The sequence below is a fragment of the Streptomyces sp. JN8 genome, from assembly GCF_055808075.1.
Genome location: NZ_CM147852.1, coordinates 1,337,441 through 1,353,166, shown reverse-complemented (window position 1 = coordinate 1,353,166; position 15,726 = coordinate 1,337,441). Strand labels below are relative to the sequence as shown.

The window sequence follows — 15,726 nt, the reverse complement described above, 5'->3', positions numbered from 1 at the left end:
CGTTGTCCCGGCCGATCGGAAACGATCATTCTGGGGCCATGAGTGCACGACTGCGCGCGATCGCGCGGCAGACCGAGGAGATCGTCGCCGCGGGCCGCTACCGGGCCCCCGACGGCCGGACCGTCTCCCTCGCGGAGGACCTCGCCGCCGCCCTGGCCGGAACACGCCTGCACGGCCCCGAACCGGTCCCGGTCACCCCCGACACCGACCGGACCCCCACCCTCGACGTCACCGGCGAGAGCAGCCTGGCCGCCGCCCGGCGGATGACCGGCGCCGATCCCGCCCGCCCCGTCGCCGTCCTCAACTTCGCCTCCGCCCGCAACCCCGGCGGCGGCTACCTCAACGGCGCCCAGGCCCAGGAGGAGGCGCTCTGCCGCTCCTCCGCCCTCCACACCACCCTGCTCCGCGCCCCCGACTACTACGCCCACCACCGCGAGGACCGGGACGTCCTCTACACCGACCGGGTCATCCACTCGCCGCGGGTACCGGTCTTCCGCGACGACCGCGGCGCCCTCCTCGACGCCCCCTTCACCGTCGGCTTCCTGACCTCGCCCGCCCCCAACGCCGGCGTCCTCCGGCGCCGCACCCCCGCCCTCGCCGACCGCCTCCCCGCCGCCCTCGCCTCCCGCGCCGAGCGCGTCCTGGAGACGGCCGCCGCGCACGGCTACCGGCGGCTCGTGCTCGGCGCCTGGGGCTGCGGCGTCTTCCAGAACGACCCCGGACAGGTCGCCGGCGCGTTCGCCGCCCTGCTCACCGGCGACGGCCGCTTCGCCGGGCACTTCGAGGAGATCGTCTTCGCCGTCCTGGACCGCGCCCCGGGCACCCCCACCCTGGCCGCCTTCACCCGGGTCATCGGGGCGGCGGCCGCCTGACGTGCGGCGCCCGCACCCCCGTGCCAGGCTGAAGGGATACGGACCACCGTCCGACACCCGTCACGGGAGGCACGATCGTGGGCAGGAAACAGACCCGGACGAACCGGGGAGCCCGTACCGGCGGTCATGAGCACCGCACCGGGGCTACCACGAAGGAACAGACCTCGACGGCCCCCAGGAGCGAGACGTCGATGCCCCTGGTGGAGCACGCCGCGCACCGCAAGGAACGGAAGTTCGGCCACAACTGACGCGCGCCGGCCGAGCCGGCGGAGAAGCGAGGCGGGGAGCCGACGGGGGCACGGGACCCGGGTCCGGCGCCGACCGGCACCGGACCCGGGTCCGTGTCCCCTTCCGCCCCGCCGCTACTCCTCCCCGCCGCCGACCCTGATCTCCACGCTCGCCTCCGGCGCCCGCGGCGCCGGAGGCACCGCCGTGCCCAGCCGCTCCTGGGCGGCCGGGTTCATCGTGGCCAGCAGCTGCCGGGCCAGCCCCAGACCGGTCCCGCCCATGGTCAGCGCCTTGGCGAACACGTCCGCCATGCCGTCGGCGCCGTTCAGCAGCACCATCTGGTCCACGTTCCCGAACGCCGACGCGCCCGCGGACACGATCTCCGGCCACTTCTCGGCCAGCTGCTGCGCGACGACGGCCTCCTGGTTCTCCGCGAGCGCCGCCGCACGGGCCTTGATCGCCTCGGCCTCCGCCAGACCCTTCGCCCGCGTCGCCTCGGCGACCGCGAGCCCCCTGGCGTGCTGCGCCGCCGCCTCCGCCTCACCGGTGAGCCGGGTCGCCGTCGCCTTCGCGGCGCTCGCCAGCTCCGTCTCCTTGGCCTCGGCCTCGGCCGCCGAGATCCGGGCGTCCCGCTCGGCCGCGGCCAGCGTCCTCGTCTCGTACGCCATCGCGTCGGCCGGCTTGCGGACCTCCGCCTGGAGCTGCTGCTCCTTGCGATGGCCCTCCAGCTCGGCGACCCGGGTCTCCTGGACGACGACCTCCTGGCGCGAGGCCGCCTCCGCCAGCGGACCCGCCTGCCGGGCCTTCGCGGACGCCTGGTCCCGCTCCGCCTGATAGCCCGCCTGGAGGATCTCGCTGTCGCGGGTCGCCTCCGACATGCGCGCCGCGGCCTGCTGCTCGGCCTCGGTGGCCCGGCGGTTGGCCTCGGCCTGGGCGATCCGCGCGTCCCGCTGGACGGCGGCCGCGTGCGGCGCGGCCAGGTTCTTGATGTACCCGGTCGGGTCCTCGATCTCGTGGATCTGCAGGGAGTCGACGATCAGACCGAGCTTCTCCATCTCCGTGCCACAGGCCGAACGCGCCTGCCCGGTCAGCTTCTCCCGGTCACGGATCATGTCCTCCACCGTCAACCCGCCGACGATGGCGCGGAGATGGCCGGCGAAGACGATGTGCACCCGCTCGCTCATGAGCTTCTGCTGGTCGAGGAAGCGACGGGCCGCGTTGGCGATCGACACGAAGTCGTCACCGACCTTGAAGATCACCACACCGCGGACCTTCAGCGGAATGCCCTGGTGGGTCACGCACTCGACGGACAACTGGGTCTCGTTGAGGTCGAGCGAGAGCTTGCGCACCGCCTGCACACCCGGCAGCACCAGCGTGCCCCGCCCGGTGACGATGCGGAACCCCATGCCCGCGCCGAGAGCCTCGTTCTTGTGGTTGGAGCCGGAGATGATCAGAGCCTCGTTGGGTTCCGCGACGCGCCACATCATCTTGAAGACGATGATCAGGACGGCGACGGTGCCGACGACGGCGCCCGCGAGAATGCCGATGCCCATGGACATGGTCCCCCTTCACCGGAGCCGGTGCGGATCCGGTGAAGGGAGTGTGCGCCCGCGGCGGGCGCGGCTCAACGGTCCGGTCAACCCCCGTACGCGGCTGTGACATAGACGGTGCGTGGAGGGAGATGTTCCATGACGGTCACCACCGTTCCCACGTCGATCCGCTCCTTCGGGGAGGCCGGATGGGCGAGGAAGTGCTCGGCACCGCCCCGGATCCGGACGATCACCTCACCGACGAGACCCGGCCCGACGGTGCCGGTCACCCGGCCGAGCAGTCCCACCATCGAGGAGTCCATCGACGCGTCGTCCATGCCTGAACGGTACGTCAGATCCACTCGTCCAGAGCGGACATGAACCCGTCGAACTCGTCCCGGTGGACCGTGTGGCCCGCCCCCTTCACCGTACGGACCTCGAAGCCGCGGTCCGTCAGCATCCGGGCGTGCTCCGGCCGGACCAGCGAGCTCGGATCGGCCAGGGTCACCAGCGACGGCACCTCCGCCAGGGCCGGCCACATGTCGGCGCCCACGAACTCCGTCAGGCCGTGCGCCGACCGCTCGTCCCACGTCCGCACCGACGCCATCTCCGTCTCCACGTCCTCGTCCGGCCAGTGCGGGTTGAACCCCTTGATCTGCTCGCGGGTCAGCGACTTGCCCCGCACGAACATCTCGGCCCGGTAGCCGCAGGGCCCGGCCGCCAGGTGCCAGGCCGGGTCGGAGTACACCGCACGGGCCGGCGCGAGGCGCCCCACCGTCCGCGCGAGGACGAGCCCGCCGAGCGAGTGCCCGACGGCCAACTCCGCCCCGGACGGCAGGGTTTCGACGAGATCGTCGGCGTAGTCCTGCGGACGGTACCCGGCCGGTCCCGCCGCGCGCCCGCTCCGGCCGTGCCCCCGCAGGTCCACCGCGATCACCCGGTAGCCGCGCTCCGCGAGCGCCGGCCCGACCCGCCGCCAGGTGCGGTGGTCGGCCATGATGCCGTGGACGAGCAGGGCGATGCGGTCGCCCGACCCCCACGTGGTCGTGTGCAGGAGCACGGTGCGGCCTCTCTGACGGTGCTGGGCGGACGCCGGCCGGGGGTCAGCGCACGCTGCGGACGGGGCGCACGGCGAGCGCGCCGAGTACCGACAGTACGGCGGCGATCAGGAACAGCGCCGTGTACCCGCCACTCAGCGAGACGACCAGCGAGGCGGCGAAGGGGGCGACGATCTGCGGCCCCGCGTTGGCGACGTTGAGGACGCCCATGTCCCGGGCCGCGTCCTCGGCCTTCGGCAGCACCATGGTCACCAGAGCGGTGTCGACGGCCATGTAGCAGCCGAAGCCCAGGCCGTTGACCGCCGAGAAGACCAGCATCGCGGTCCAGCTCGCCGAGACGGCCGGGACGAGCAGCGCCGCCGCGGCCAGCGCCGCCGAGGCGCCCACGAAGAGCTTGCGCCGGTCGTAGCGGTCCGAGAGCCAGCCCCCGAGCACGGTGGACACCACCATCGCGAGCGCGTTGAGCGGCATGAGGACCGCCACCGCCTCCTCGGGACTCAGCCCGGCGGGCAGCTCGGTGTGGTCCTTGAGGATGTAGAGCTGGAACCCCGCCACCGCGAAGTAGCCGAGGACCAGCAGTGCGCGGCCGATGAAGGCCCACCGGAAGTCGTGGTGCCCGAGCGCGCTGCCGAAGGCCCTGAGCTGCTCCCTCACCGGCAGGGGCGCCTTCGCGGGCATGCGCCGCTCCCGGGCACAGGCGGTGAAGAGCACGGCGGTGGCGGCGACGACGGCCCCGAGGACGAGGTAGCCGGTGCGGTAGTCCTCGGAGAAGGCGGCCCCGACCAGGGCGCCGATCGTCGACCCGACGGGGAGGCCCAGGCCCACGGCCGCCGAGGCCTTCCCGCGGGCGCCCACCGGGACCCGGTCCGGCACCACGGAGGTGAGGGCCGCCTGGTAGACGTTCATGACGGCCTGCCCGAGGCACCAGACGATGGTCACCAGCAGGATCGTGTGGACGCCGCCCAGGAGCAGCATCACCGGGAGCGTGAGCAGGCCGCCGGCGAGGATCCACGGGTTGCGCCGGCCCGAGCGGTCGGAGAGGGCGCCCGCGACCGGGTTGAAGACGGTGGCGAAGATCGCGGATATGCCGGAGACCAGGCCGAAGTTGGCCACCTTGTCGGCCGGGTCGATCTCCTCGATCTGGAGCGCGAGGAGCAGTCCGGGGACGCCGACGTACAGGGCGTACATCGCGGTGTTCCCGGCGAGCAGCAGGGCGAGCAGGCCGCGGGCCGGGCGGTCGGCGGCGGGGGAGCCGGGAGCGGGTGAGCCGGTGCCGGAGGCGGTGGAGCCGGGGGAGGAAAGGGCCACGGTGCCCTCCTGGGGAGATCGCCCGACGGGGGCGAGAGACGGATCGAACGGGTGAGTTACACGTGTCACTGACACGTGTGAGCATTGTGTAGCACCCGTTTCCGGCCATCCGCCAGACCTCGGGCCGGATCGTTCTGGAAAGATGCCGAAGCGATGAGTCAGCCAACCGAACACACCCCCGAACGCCCCCTCGGGCGCACGGTCCCGACCAGCGCCGACGTCGCCCGCCTCGCGGGCGTCTCCCGGGCCACCGTCTCGTACGTCCTGAACAACACCTCGGCCGTCCGCATCAGCGAGCCGACCCGCCGCCGGGTGCGTGAGGCCGCCGAGGAGCTCGGGTACGTGCCGCACGCCGCCGCCCGGAGCCTGCGCGCCGGCCACAGCCGGATGGTGCTGCTGCCGACCTCCCACGTGCCGGTCGGCCCGCTCTACAGCCGGTTCTTCAACGACTTCCAGTGGGCCCTGCGCCGCCTCGACTACACGGTGGTCCAGTACGGCAGCGTCGGACTCGAGGGCGAGGAGGCCGCCCGCGCCTGGGCCGAGCTCCGGCCGGTGGCCGTCGTCTCCCTCGGCGCCGTCCAGCTGACCGGACAGGGCGTCGAGATCCTCAAGCGGTCCGGGGCGCGCGCCGTGATCACCCTCGGCACCGGACACGTCGACGGCACCCACGCCCTCCTCATGGACCAGGGACGCGTCGGCGAGGTCGCCACCGCCCACCTCGTGGAGACCGGCCGGCGCAGGATCGGCGTCGTCCTCCCCGAGGAGCCCGGCCTCGACATCTTCTCCGGGCCCCGCCTCGACGGCGCCCGGCGCGCCGTCCGCGGCACCGACGCCACCGTCGTACCCCTCCCGCTGCGGTACGACGAGGCGTCGGCCGACGCGCTCGCCGGACGCTGGCGGGAACTAGGCCTGGACGCCGTCTTCGCCTACAACGACGAGTACGCGATGCTCCTGATGCGCGCGCTCCAGGACGCCGGCGTGGCCGTGCCCGAGGACACCGCCGTCGTCGGCGCGGACGACCTGCTGCTCGGCCGGCTGCTGCGCCCCCGGCTCAGCACCGTACGGATCGACATGGTCCTCGGACGCGAACTCGCCGAGCTGGTCGACCGGGCCGTCCGGGAACCCGAGGTCCCGCCCCGCACCCGCTCGCTGCTCGCCTCGGAGGTCGTCCGCCGCGAGTCCAGCTGACCGGCCCCCCGGCCGGCCGCCCGCGGGAGCGCCACCCGCCGGGCCGCTCCGGGACACGCCGCCCGGCGGTCGTCCGGCGCGCCGGCGCCCGAGCGCATAGCGTCGGTCCATGAGCACAGTTCCGCAGCGTTTCGAGATCCTGCTGGTACCGGCCCACGTCGAGGACCGGGGCGGCGCGGCCGTGGCCGACAGCGCCGTGCGCACCGCCGTCGTGGAGGCCACCGGACGGCACGGCGAGACCGGATACCCGATCTACGAGGGCCACGGCGTCAGGGCCGACATCGACCCCGCGACACCCACCGTGGAGGCCCTGCTCGTCGACGGCCGCGAGCTCGACTACGGCCTCACGGCCCTCGTCCGGCCCGCGCGACGCGACTGACCTGGGCGTCCCGGCCGGAGGGGGCCCGTTGACAGCGCGGTCCGACGGGCAGAGACTCGGCGCGCGCCGGGTCGGACGCCCCCCGGGGCGACGCACCCGCCGCCAGGCGAACAGAGTCGTTCCGAAGGCCACGTGGGAGAGAACCGATGAGCATCCGCGACGTCTACATCGTCGACGCCGTCCGCACCCCGATCGGGAAGTTCGGGGGCGCCCTCGCCCCGGTACGCCCCGACGACCTCGCGGGCCACGTCGTCCGGGCCCTCGTGGACCGCACTCCCGACCTCGACCCGGCCCGCGTCGACGACGTCTACTTCGGCGACGCCAACGGCGCCGGCGAGGACAACCGCGACGTCGCGCGGATGGCCGTGCTGCTCGCCGGGCTGCCGGTCTCCGTGCCCGGCGTCACCGTCAACCGGCTCTGCGGCTCCGGCCTCGAAGCCGTCATCCAGGCCGCGCGCGCCATCGCCCTCGGCGACGCCTCCGTGGTCGTCGCCGGCGGCGTGGAGTCGATGTCCCGCGCCCCCTGGGTGCTGCAGAAGCCCGAGCGGGGCTTCCCCGCGGGCCACCAGCAGCTCCACTCCACCACCCTCGGCTGGCGCATGACGAACCCCCGCATGCCCGCCGAGTGGACGGTCCCCCTCGGCGAGGGCGCCGAGCTGATCGCCGACAAGCACGGCATCACCCGCGAGCAGCAGGACGCCTTCGCGCTCGCCAGCCACCGCAAGGCGGCCGAGGCCTGGGCCAAGGGCCTCTACGACGACGAGGTCGTCCCCTACCCGGACGTGGAGCTCACCCGCGACGAGTCCATCCGCGACGCCACGTCCATGGAGGCCCTCGCCCGGCTGAAGCCCTCCTTCCGCCCCGACGGGGGCACGGTCACCGCGGGCAACTCCTCACCCCTCAACGACGGCGCCGCCGCCCTGCTGCTCGTCGACGAGGACGGACTGCGCGAGACCGGCCGCGAGCCGCTCGCCCGGATCCGCACCTCCGCCGTCACCGGCATCGAGCCCCAGCTCTTCGGCCTCGGCCCGGTGGAGGCGGTCCGGCGGGCCCTCGGGAAGGCCGGTCGCTCCTTCGCCGACCTGTCGACCTTCGAGCTCAACGAGGCCTTCGCGGCCCAGTCGCTCGGCTGCCTCGCCGAATGGCCGGAACTGGACCCCGAGATCGTCAATCCGCGCGGCGGCGCCGTCGCCATCGGCCACCCGCTGGGAGCCTCGGGCGCCCGCCTCGCCGGATCGGTCGCCCACCAGCTGGCCGCGGCCGGCTCGGGCACCGGTCTCGCGGCCCTGTGCATCGGCGTCGGACAGGGCCTCGCCCTCGTCCTGGAGCGCTGACCGCCCGGACATCGCGCGAGGGGGGTACGGGAGACGCTCCCGTACCCCCCTCGCGGCGGATCACTTCTGCTTGGCTTCCTCCACGGACTTGCGGACCTCGTCCATGTCCAGCTTCCGCGCCTGCCCGATGACGTCCTCCAGCGCGGCCTCCGGAAGCGCCCCGGGCTGGGCGAAGATCGCCACGTTCTCCCGGACGATCATCAGTGTCGGGATCGAGCGGATCTCGAAGGCCGCCGCCAGCTCCGGCTGCGCCTCGGTGTCCACCTTCGCGAAGACCAGGTCCTCGTGGCGCTCGGACGCGGCGTCGTAGACCGGGGCGAACTGACGGCACGGACCGCACCAGGAGGCCCAGAAGTCGATCAGGACGAACTCGTTCCCGCTGACGACCTCGTCGAAGTTGTCCTTGGTGAGCTCTACGGTACTCATGCTGGTCGGCCTCCGACGTGCGTGAATGGTGGGTCCCGGCTGATTCCCGAGACGCGCACGGGAACACTGGGGCGTCATCCGAGCCTAACCACGCACGGGGGCCGGGAATTCCCTGTTATCGGCCATCAGGCCCCGTGCGCACCAGCGCCGCGGACCCGCCGGGCCGTGTCGCGCAGCCACAGCGCGCTGCGCTTGGGCGTCCGCGTCTGGGTGGCGTAGTCGACGCGCACCAGACCGAAGCGCTTGTCGTAGCCGTAGGCCCACTCGAAGTTGTCCAGGAGCGACCAGGCGAAGTAGCCGCGGACGTCGGCGCCGCGGCCGCGGGCCTCCGCCACGGCGGCGAGGTGCGCGGCCAGGTAGGCGGTGCGGTCGGTGTCCTCGACGAAGCCGCGTGCGTCGGGGACGTCCTCGTACGCGGCGCCGTTCTCCGTGACCACCATCGGCGTGCCCGGGTAGTCCCGGGAGATGCGCAGCAGCAGCTCGGCGAGGTCGTGCGGCATGACCTCCCAACCGAGGCCGGTGACCGGCAGGCCCCCGTGCGGCAGGTTCCGGGTGACCGGCACGCCGCGGGCGTCGGTGGCGGCGCCGGCCTCGTCGGTGCCCGCGGTGCGCATCGAGCGGTAGTAGTTGACGCCGAGGGTGTCGAAGGGACTGGAGATGACCTCCAGGTCGCCGTCCCTGACGGGGATCTCGACGGAGCGGGCGGCCAGGTCGTCGATCAGGTCCTGCGGGTACCGGCCGCGCAGGATCGGGTCGAGGTAGAAGCGGAAGCCGAGGGCGTCGGCCCGGCGGGCCGCCTCGCGGTCGGCCGCGGACCCGGTGGCGGGTCCGCTGGTGCCGAGCAGGTGGGTGACGGCCAGGTCCAGGGGCCGGCGGGCCGCCGCGCGCAGCCGCCGGACCGCGAGTCCGTGGGCGAGGTGCAGGTGGTGCACGGCGCGCACCCCGTCGGCGAAGGAGCGCCCGCCGGGGGCGTGGACGCCCTCGACGTGGCCGAGGATCGCCGAGCAGAAGGGTTCGTTGAGGGTGGTCCAGTGCGTGACGCGGTCGCCGAGGCGCTCGTGGACGAGCTCCGCGTAGTCGGCGAACCGGTGGGCGGTGTCGCGGGCGGGCCAGCCGCCGGCGTCCTGGAGCTCCTGGGGCAGGTCCCAGTGGTACAGGGTGAGCCAGGGGGTGACGCCCCGGGAGAGGAGCTCGTCGACGAGCCGGTCGTAGAAGCCGAGCCCCGCCGGGTTGGCCCGCCCCCGTCCGCGCGGCTGGACCCGCGACCAGGAGACGGAGAAGCGGTACGTGTCGAGGCCGAGGGCGGCGAGCAGGGCCACGTCCTCGGGCATGCGGTGGTAGTGGTCGCAGGCGGTGTCGCCGGTGTCGCCGTTGTCGACGGCCCCGGGGACGCGGCAGAAGGTGTCCCAGATGGACGGGGTGCGGCCGTCCTCGTCGGTGGCTCCCTCGATCTGGAAGGCGGAGGTGGCGGCGCCGAAGCGGAAGTGCGGGGGGAGGAGGTCGATGAGCGCGTCGTGGCGGGCGGTGACGGACGGGGCGGGGGCGGTCACGGGGTCCTCCGGGTGCCGAGAGGGCGGACGGGAAAGCGGCCCGGGCGCCCTCGCGGGCGTCCGGGCCGGGTGCGGGAGCCGGGTCAGGGCAGGCGGTGGTTCTCGTCCAGCACGACGCCGCGCTCGGGGCGGTAGAGGTCGAAGCCCCGGGTGTCGCACTGGAGGCCGCCGTTGATGCAGTGGTCGACGAGGGCCTTGAGGGTGCGCTCCTCCCACGCGTTGAAGAAGTCGTAGTGGAAGGAGTAGCCGCGTCCGCTGGCCAGCCGGACCCGGCTCATGTCGCCGTTGACCGGCCACGCCATCTTGAACTCGATCATGGGCAGGGCGACCGGGTGCGAGGCCGGGCACATGTTGTCGTTGGTGCCCGGCTTCACCACCGGGTACGCCATGTGGCTCTTGTGGTCGGGGGTGTCGAGGTAGAGGCCGTTCCAGCAGCTGGGGGCCTGCATGCGCAGGTTGAGCTGCACGTCGGGCCGGCTGGGACAGGCGGCGGGGATGTCGGTGTTGAAGAAGCTGTCACCGCACTCCCAGCCCTCGACGAAGCCCTTGTGGCTCCGGAACTCCTCGGCGGTCTGCATCGGGTTGCCGACGACGAAGCGCAGGCCCTTGGGGAAGGGCCGGACGCTCCGGTAGTCGGTGACGCCCGCCTTGTAGTAGATGACCTGCGGGCCGACGGGCAGGATCTTCTGGTCGCCGTTGTACAGCGAGGGCATCCAGTAGGCGGAGGCGTCCGCGGGCGCCTTGCAGGTGGTGCCGCCCCCGTAGAGCGAGGCGGTGGTGCTGGCGGCGTTCGTGGAGGTGTTGCCCATGAACGTGTGGTCGTGGGACTTGCCGAACTGCCCCGGGTAGACGATCGGGTCGTCCGGCGCGGTGTGGGTGACGGAGCAGCCGGCCTGGAACTCGTGGTGGTAGGCCGGGGGCGGGGTGGCGGTGGACGGGGTCACCCCGGTGACCTGGGGGACGGCCGGGATGTAGCCGTCGCCGTCGGGGTCGTCGCCCGAGGCCTGGGTGGAGGCGGCCATGACGTGGCCGGTGGCGGCGCCGCCCGCACCGTGTGACCCGTGGGCGGCGGCCGGGGCGGTCTCCCCGTGGGCGGTGGCGGCGGTGTAGGTGTCGACGGTCAGGGCGGAGACGCCCAGGGCGGCGGCGAGCAGCAGGGCGGACAGGGTCCGGCCGCGGATTCTCATCGTGTTCTCCTCGTTCTCCTCAGGGGGTCAGCTGTAGATGCCGAACTCGTGGAGCGAGTAGCCCCAGCCGGTGCCGCGTGCGGTGAGCTGGAGCCGGACGTACCGGGCGGTGGTGGCGGTGGTGACGGTGTCGATGTCGCCGTTGCCCGTCGTGGTGGTGTGGATCGTCCGCCAGGTGTTCGCGTCGTCGGACACCTGCACCTCGTAGGACTTGGCGTAGGCGGGGTCCCAGACGAGCTGCAGGGTGCGCAGGGGCCTGACCGAGCCGAGGTCGACCTGGATCCACTGCGGGTCGCTCCAGTCGCTGGCCCAGCGGGTGCCGGTGTTCCCGTCGGTGGCGTTGGTCGCCGGGCAGGGGCAGTCGCCGTAGGAGGCCTGCGCGGAGGAGGCGGTGGTGGGCCGGTTCAGGGCGATGTTGGTGCCGGCGACGGGCGGGGCGACGACCTTGACGGACTTGGTCTCGATGCCGACGTTGCCGCGGCCGTCCTCGGCCTGGACGTACACCTTCCACACGCCGAGCTTCTCGGGCGCGGTGACGGCGAAGGCGCCGTTGCCGAGGGAGCGGTACGGGACGTCGATGAGGCGCTTGTCGCCGTTGGCGTAGTTGCCGCTCAGCAGGATCTTGGTGGTGACCGGGTCGCCGTCGGGGTCGCGCACGTCGGCGCGGACGGTGAACTCGCCGCCGGCCGGGGCGGATCCGGCGGGGGTGACGGTCATCCCGCTGATGACCGGCGGGGTGTTGTCGCCCGCGACGGAGCCGGTGTAGGCCTTCTTGAGGGCGTAGTAGGAGAGGCGCTTCAGACCGTCGGGGAGCAGGTTGAACCAGACGCCGCCGAAGTCGTGCTCGATGCCGTAGTGGAAGGCGGTCGCGCCGAGGGCGACGCCCTGGTGGCCGGTGACGCAGTTCCAGGCCTTGGTGTACCCCTCGGCCTTCTGGACGTCGGTGGGCTCCTCGGGGACGCCGTTGGCGTCCTTGGGGGTCTCCCACTCGCCGGCCGGCCCGGTCTCGGTGATGATGTACGGCTTGGTGTAGCCGCCCTCCACCCAGTCCTCGCGGACCCCGCAGATGTCGCCGTAGGCGTTCATCGAGTAGAGGTCCAGGTCGGGTGCGTTGCGCTTGTAGTACGGCCAGGCGCCGGTCCACGCGTCCGTGGAGGTCACGGGGTGGTCGGGGTCGAGGGCGTGGATCCGCTTGGCGACGTCGTTGACGAAGGTCGTGTACGCGTTGCGCTGGGCCTCCAGCTCGGTGCCGCCGTAGCAGTTCTGCAGGCCGAGGACGGACTCGTTGCCGACGTTCCACATGAGCGTGGCCGGGTGGGACTTGTAGGTCTCGACCCACTTGGCGAACTCGGTGAGCATGGTGTTCTTGTAGGCCGTGTCCGTCACGTAGTTCACGCAGCCGCCGGAGCCCGGGCCGCCGCCCGGCTGGAGCCAGAAGCCGTTGATGACCTTGACGCCGCTGGCGGCGGCGGCGTCGAGCAGCGGCTTGGTGCCGGCGTCCGTCCCCCAGGTGCGGACGGTGTTGACGCCCATGGACCGCACGTCGGGCATGTAGCGGGGCGCGTCGGCCATCGCGGGGCCCCAGGTGACGCCCTTGACGGTGTACGGCTGTCCGCCCACCGTCAGCCGCCAGTCGCCCTGGCCGCCGGTGACGCGGACGGCGCCGCCGGGTTCGGGCTGGGCGGATCCGCCGCCGTAGACCCGGAACTCCCAGAGCGAGTAGCCGTATCCGGTGCCGCGGGTGACGCCCTGGAGGCGCACGTAGCGGCCGGTGCCGCTGACCGCGAGCTCGTCGGTGCCGCCGTCGCCCGCGGTCACGGAGGTGACGGTGCGCCAGTCGGTGCCGTTGTCGGAGAGCTGGATGTCGTACGCCTTGCCGTAGGCGCCCTCCCAGTTCAGGACGACCCGGCTGATGTCCGTACGGGTGCCCAGGTCGACCTGGATCCACTGGGCGTCGCTCCACTGGCTGGCCCAGCGGGTGCCGGTGAGGTCGCCGTCGAAGGCGGCGGAGGCCTTCCAAGCCTCGCCCTCGGAGGAGGAGGCGGTCGCCGTCTTCCCCTGGGAGAGGAGGGTCTCGGCCGCTGCGGCGGGGGGCGCGGCCAGCACCGTGGCGGAGCCGAGGGCGGTGGCGAGCAGGGCGCCGACGGAGACGAGCGAGGCCGTCGTGCGGGTGCGGGTGCGGGTGCGGGCGCCGGGGCGCCGTGGGGTCGTGGGGGAGGTGGTCGGGGACATGGCGGCTCCTGGCCGGAGGGGGAGGGGGGATCTCGCCTTCCGGGCGGCGCGGCGGGGACTGGGCGCCGCCCGGAAGGGGTGTGGGGGCCGGGGCGCACCGGCTGGGGCGCCCCGGCGGGCCGTCAGGGGAAGGAGACGACCGTGGACGGCACGGTCGAGGTGCCGGCGGGGACCGTGGAGGCCCCGGTGTCGTTGATGACGTGGTTGTAGTGGCCCATGCCGCCGAGGGAGACCACCAGCAGGCTGTGGAACTTCACGCCCGGCTTGACGGGTGCCTTGAAGCCGTGGTCCTGGCGGATGTTCGGGTCCACGTTGTAGTTGCAGTAGCTGCCCAGGCCCCAGGCCTCGTGGGTGTTCACCGAGTCGTCGACCCGGTAGGCGGCGTAGCCCTTCGTCGCGCCGTTCTGGATGGCGGCCTGGTTCGGGGCGTCGTACGCCTTCTCGTTCTGGTAGAAGATCGTGCGGCCGCGCTCCCCGTACCACTCGACGTCGTACTTGTTGAAGTGTTCGACGAAGAGGCCGGTGGCCAGCACGTCGTCGCCGTTGACGCGGACGCCGTAGTCGGCGCGGTTGGTCTCCCAGCCGACGCCCTCGCCGTGGTCGGCGCGCCACACCCAGGTGTGGTCGATGATGGCGTCGTCGCTGTTGACGACCACGCTGGTGGTCGCCTTGCCGGCGCCCGCGCCGCCGATGCGGACGTACACGTCCTGGACGGTGGTGGGGTTGGCGGCGTGGTCCGCGGAGGAGTTCTGCGGCCCGAGCTCCAGCAGGGTCGGGGAGTTGACCGGGCCGGCGTCGATCAGGAAGCCAGCGAGGCGGACGCCGTCGACGTCGGCGACCTTCATCGCGGTGACGCCGTTGTCCGGGATGATCGTGGCGAGGCCGAGGCCGAGCACGATGGTGTCGGCCCGGTTCACGTTGATGGTCTGGTCGACGTGGTAGACGCCCGGCGTGAACAGCAGGTGCAGGCCCTGGGCCAGCGCCTGGTTGATCGTGGCGGCGGTGGCGCCCGGCTTGACCACGTAGAACCGGCTCAGCGGGATCGACTCGCCCTGCGGGGTGCCGTTGGCCCAGCTGGTGCCGCGGGCGTTGACGCGCTTGGCGGGGGCGAAGACCTTGTACTCGGTGCCGTCGAGGTAGAGGTAGGGCTTCTCGCGGGAGACCGGGGTGGTGTCGAGCGTGGTGTAGCGGGGCTCCGGGAACGAGGTGGCCGGGGCGCCCTCGACACCGGAGAAGGTCTGGTTCCAGACGCTGTTGGACCAGCCGCCGATGGTGCTCTCGCGGGTGTACCACTGCTGCTGGGAGTAGTTGCCGATCTGGCCGTCGATCTTGGAGTCGGCGATGTAGCCGCCGCTGGCCCAGCCGTAGCCGTTCGGGGCGAGGTTGAGGCCGCCCTTGACGTGCATGCGGCGGAAGGAGGAGGCCTGCGAGACGGCCCAGCGATCGGTGCCGCTGACCGGGTTGAGGGTCAGGCCCTCCGCGCCGCGCCAGAAGTTCTGGGTGGCGTTGCCGTTGAACCAGCCGGCGTCGACGGTGACGTCGCCGTTGATGATGGTGTCGCCGGGGCGCAGGCCGAGGCCGGCGATCTGGGTGTAGAAGCCGATCTGGGCGTTGAGCCCGTTGTACGTGCCCGGCTTGAAGAGGAAGGCGTGCCGGCCGCTGCCGAACTGCGCCGACTCCTGCTCCTGGAAGACCTGGTCCAGCTTGGCCTGGATGCCGGGCGTGGACGGGTCGAAGACGTGCACGTTGGGGCCGAGGTCGCCGCCGCCGGGCAGGGCCGGGCCGTCGCCGCCGGTGGTGCCGTACACCTGGAACTCCCAGAGGGAGAAGCCGTATCCGGTGGCCCGGGTGTGGCCGTTCATCCGGATGTAGCGTCCGGTCCCGGAGAGGGTGACCTCGTCGGTGCCCCCGTCGCCCGCGGTGACCGAGGTGACGGTCCGCCAGTCGGTGCCGTTCTCGGAGGCCTGGATGTCGTAGCTCCTGCCGTAGGCGGCCTCCCAGGTCAGGACCGCGCGGCTGAGCGTGGCGCTGCTGCCGAGGTCGACCTGGATCCACTGGGAGTCCTGCCAGGCGCTGGCCCAGCGGGTCCCGGTCAGGTTGCCGTCCACGGCGGCGGAGGCGGTGAACGCGCCGCCCTCGGTGGAGGAGGCGGTCGCGGTCTTCCCCTGGGAGAGCAGGGTGGGGGCCGCTTGCGCCGTCGTGGCGGGGGCGAGGGCGAGCAGGCCGCCGGCCAGGGCAGTGACGAGTGCGCCGACGGTGGCCCGGCGGACGCGTGAGGCGGGTCGCCGGAGGACCGGCGGGGACCCGAGGGAAGACATGGGGTCTCCTCTGGATACATGGGGGAAACGTGGGAGAGCGCTCTCCCGAAACCTTGCCCGCCGGGCGAGTTGACGGTCAAGGCGTATGACACGACTTTTCTTTTGGCTTTCATTAAG

The 15,726-nt window shown here is 72.8% G+C and carries 14 protein-coding genes; 5 read left to right on the top strand and 9 right to left on the bottom strand.

The window, feature by feature from the left end:
- The first annotated feature begins 38 nt into the window (after nucleotides 1–38).
- Both ACY0MR_RS05865 and ACY0MR_RS05860 read left to right on the top strand, forming a co-directional pair.
- Nucleotides 39–872: a TIGR02452 family protein gene (locus ACY0MR_RS05865; RefSeq protein ID WP_404078417.1), complete on the top strand. Its 834-nt coding sequence runs from the start codon at nucleotides 39–41 to the stop codon at nucleotides 870–872.
- 77 nt (nucleotides 873–949) lie between these two features.
- The gene (locus tag ACY0MR_RS05860) at nucleotides 950–1,120 is read left to right on the top strand and encodes a hypothetical protein (RefSeq protein WP_388795190.1); all 171 of its coding nucleotides are present in this window, start codon (nucleotides 950–952) and stop codon (nucleotides 1,118–1,120) included.
- A gap of 114 nt (nucleotides 1,121–1,234) precedes the next feature.
- Here the strand turns inward: ACY0MR_RS05860 and ACY0MR_RS05855 are convergent, their stop codons facing one another.
- The 4 genes from ACY0MR_RS05855 to ACY0MR_RS05840 all read right to left on the bottom strand — a co-directional run bounded on the left by ACY0MR_RS05855 (nucleotide 1,235) and on the right by ACY0MR_RS05840 (nucleotide 4,995).
- Nucleotides 1,235–2,653, bottom strand: a complete 1,419-nt coding sequence (locus ACY0MR_RS05855; RefSeq protein WP_473559599.1) for a flotillin family protein — start codon at nucleotides 2,651–2,653, stop codon at nucleotides 1,235–1,237.
- Nucleotides 2,654–2,736: 83 nt separating this feature from the next.
- The gene (locus tag ACY0MR_RS05850) at nucleotides 2,737–2,967 is read right to left on the bottom strand and encodes a hypothetical protein (protein WP_361849883.1); all 231 of its coding nucleotides are present in this window, start codon (nucleotides 2,965–2,967) and stop codon (nucleotides 2,737–2,739) included.
- A 14-nt stretch (nucleotides 2,968–2,981) separates the two neighbouring features.
- Nucleotides 2,982–3,689, bottom strand: coding sequence for an alpha/beta fold hydrolase (locus tag ACY0MR_RS05845; RefSeq protein ID WP_473559597.1), 708 nt, complete (start codon nucleotides 3,687–3,689; stop codon nucleotides 2,982–2,984).
- 43 nt (nucleotides 3,690–3,732) lie between these two features.
- Nucleotides 3,733–4,995, bottom strand: a complete 1,263-nt coding sequence (locus ACY0MR_RS05840; RefSeq protein ID WP_361849879.1) for an MFS transporter — start codon at nucleotides 4,993–4,995, stop codon at nucleotides 3,733–3,735.
- A gap of 153 nt (nucleotides 4,996–5,148) precedes the next feature.
- Between ACY0MR_RS05840 and ACY0MR_RS05835 the strand changes: the two genes are divergently transcribed.
- The 3 genes from ACY0MR_RS05835 (at nucleotide 5,149) to ACY0MR_RS05825 (ending at nucleotide 7,896) form a co-directional block, all read left to right on the top strand.
- Nucleotides 5,149–6,183 (top strand): LacI family DNA-binding transcriptional regulator, encoded by a 1,035-nt coding sequence (locus ACY0MR_RS05835; RefSeq protein WP_473559595.1) that lies wholly within the window; start codon nucleotides 5,149–5,151, stop codon nucleotides 6,181–6,183.
- 109 nt (nucleotides 6,184–6,292) lie between these two features.
- A complete protein-coding gene (locus ACY0MR_RS05830; protein WP_361849875.1) occupies nucleotides 6,293–6,562 on the top strand; it encodes a hypothetical protein in 270 nt (89 codons plus the stop codon).
- A gap of 146 nt (nucleotides 6,563–6,708) precedes the next feature.
- Entirely contained in the window at nucleotides 6,709–7,896 is a 1,188-nt protein-coding gene (locus ACY0MR_RS05825) for a thiolase family protein (RefSeq protein WP_388795175.1), read from the top strand.
- Between the two features lie 60 nt (nucleotides 7,897–7,956).
- Here ACY0MR_RS05825 and trxA read toward each other — a convergent pair whose 3' ends face one another.
- The 5 genes from trxA to ACY0MR_RS05800 form a co-directional block, all read right to left on the bottom strand.
- The gene (trxA, locus tag ACY0MR_RS05820; RefSeq protein WP_361849873.1) at nucleotides 7,957–8,322 is read right to left on the bottom strand and encodes a thioredoxin; all 366 of its coding nucleotides are present in this window, start codon (nucleotides 8,320–8,322) and stop codon (nucleotides 7,957–7,959) included.
- Nucleotides 8,323–8,447: 125 nt separating this feature from the next.
- On the bottom strand, nucleotides 8,448–9,872 hold the full coding sequence (locus ACY0MR_RS05815) for a GH1 family beta-glucosidase (RefSeq protein WP_473559592.1): 1,425 nt from the start codon (nucleotides 9,870–9,872) through the stop codon (nucleotides 8,448–8,450).
- A gap of 83 nt (nucleotides 9,873–9,955) precedes the next feature.
- A complete protein-coding gene (locus ACY0MR_RS05810) occupies nucleotides 9,956–11,059 on the bottom strand; it encodes a DUF1996 domain-containing protein (protein WP_388795169.1) in 1,104 nt (367 codons plus the stop codon).
- A gap of 27 nt (nucleotides 11,060–11,086) precedes the next feature.
- Nucleotides 11,087–13,291: a discoidin domain-containing protein gene (locus ACY0MR_RS05805; protein ID WP_473559590.1), complete on the bottom strand. Its 2,205-nt coding sequence runs from the start codon at nucleotides 13,289–13,291 to the stop codon at nucleotides 11,087–11,089.
- Nucleotides 13,292–13,413: 122 nt separating this feature from the next.
- Nucleotides 13,414–15,609: a galactose-binding domain-containing protein gene (locus ACY0MR_RS05800; protein WP_473559588.1), complete on the bottom strand. Its 2,196-nt coding sequence runs from the start codon at nucleotides 15,607–15,609 to the stop codon at nucleotides 13,414–13,416.
- Between the last annotated feature and the right edge of the window lie 117 nt (nucleotides 15,610–15,726).

What these genes read in the sequence shown, in the direction of transcription:
- ACY0MR_RS05865 (WP_404078417.1), top strand. Translation starts at nt 39, where the DNA reads ATGAGTGCACGACTGCGCGCGATCGCGCGGCAGACCGAGGAGATCGTC.
- ACY0MR_RS05855 (WP_473559599.1), bottom strand. Translation starts at nt 2,653, where the DNA reads ATGGGCATCGGCATTCTCGCGGGCGCCGTCGTCGGCACCGTCGCCGTC.
- ACY0MR_RS05850 (WP_361849883.1), bottom strand. Translation starts at nt 2,967, where the DNA reads ATGGACGACGCGTCGATGGACTCCTCGATGGTGGGACTGCTCGGCCGG.
- ACY0MR_RS05835 (WP_473559595.1), top strand. Translation starts at nt 5,149, where the DNA reads ATGAGTCAGCCAACCGAACACACCCCCGAACGCCCCCTCGGGCGCACG.
- ACY0MR_RS05830 (WP_361849875.1), top strand. Translation starts at nt 6,293, where the DNA reads ATGAGCACAGTTCCGCAGCGTTTCGAGATCCTGCTGGTACCGGCCCAC.
- ACY0MR_RS05825 (WP_388795175.1), top strand. Translation starts at nt 6,709, where the DNA reads ATGAGCATCCGCGACGTCTACATCGTCGACGCCGTCCGCACCCCGATC.
- trxA (WP_361849873.1), bottom strand. Translation starts at nt 8,322, where the DNA reads ATGAGTACCGTAGAGCTCACCAAGGACAACTTCGACGAGGTCGTCAGC.
- ACY0MR_RS05810 (WP_388795169.1), bottom strand. Translation starts at nt 11,059, where the DNA reads ATGAGAATCCGCGGCCGGACCCTGTCCGCCCTGCTGCTCGCCGCCGCC.
- ACY0MR_RS05805 (WP_473559590.1), bottom strand. Translation starts at nt 13,291, where the DNA reads ATGTCCCCGACCACCTCCCCCACGACCCCACGGCGCCCCGGCGCCCGC.
- ACY0MR_RS05800 (WP_473559588.1), bottom strand. Translation starts at nt 15,609, where the DNA reads ATGTCTTCCCTCGGGTCCCCGCCGGTCCTCCGGCGACCCGCCTCACGC.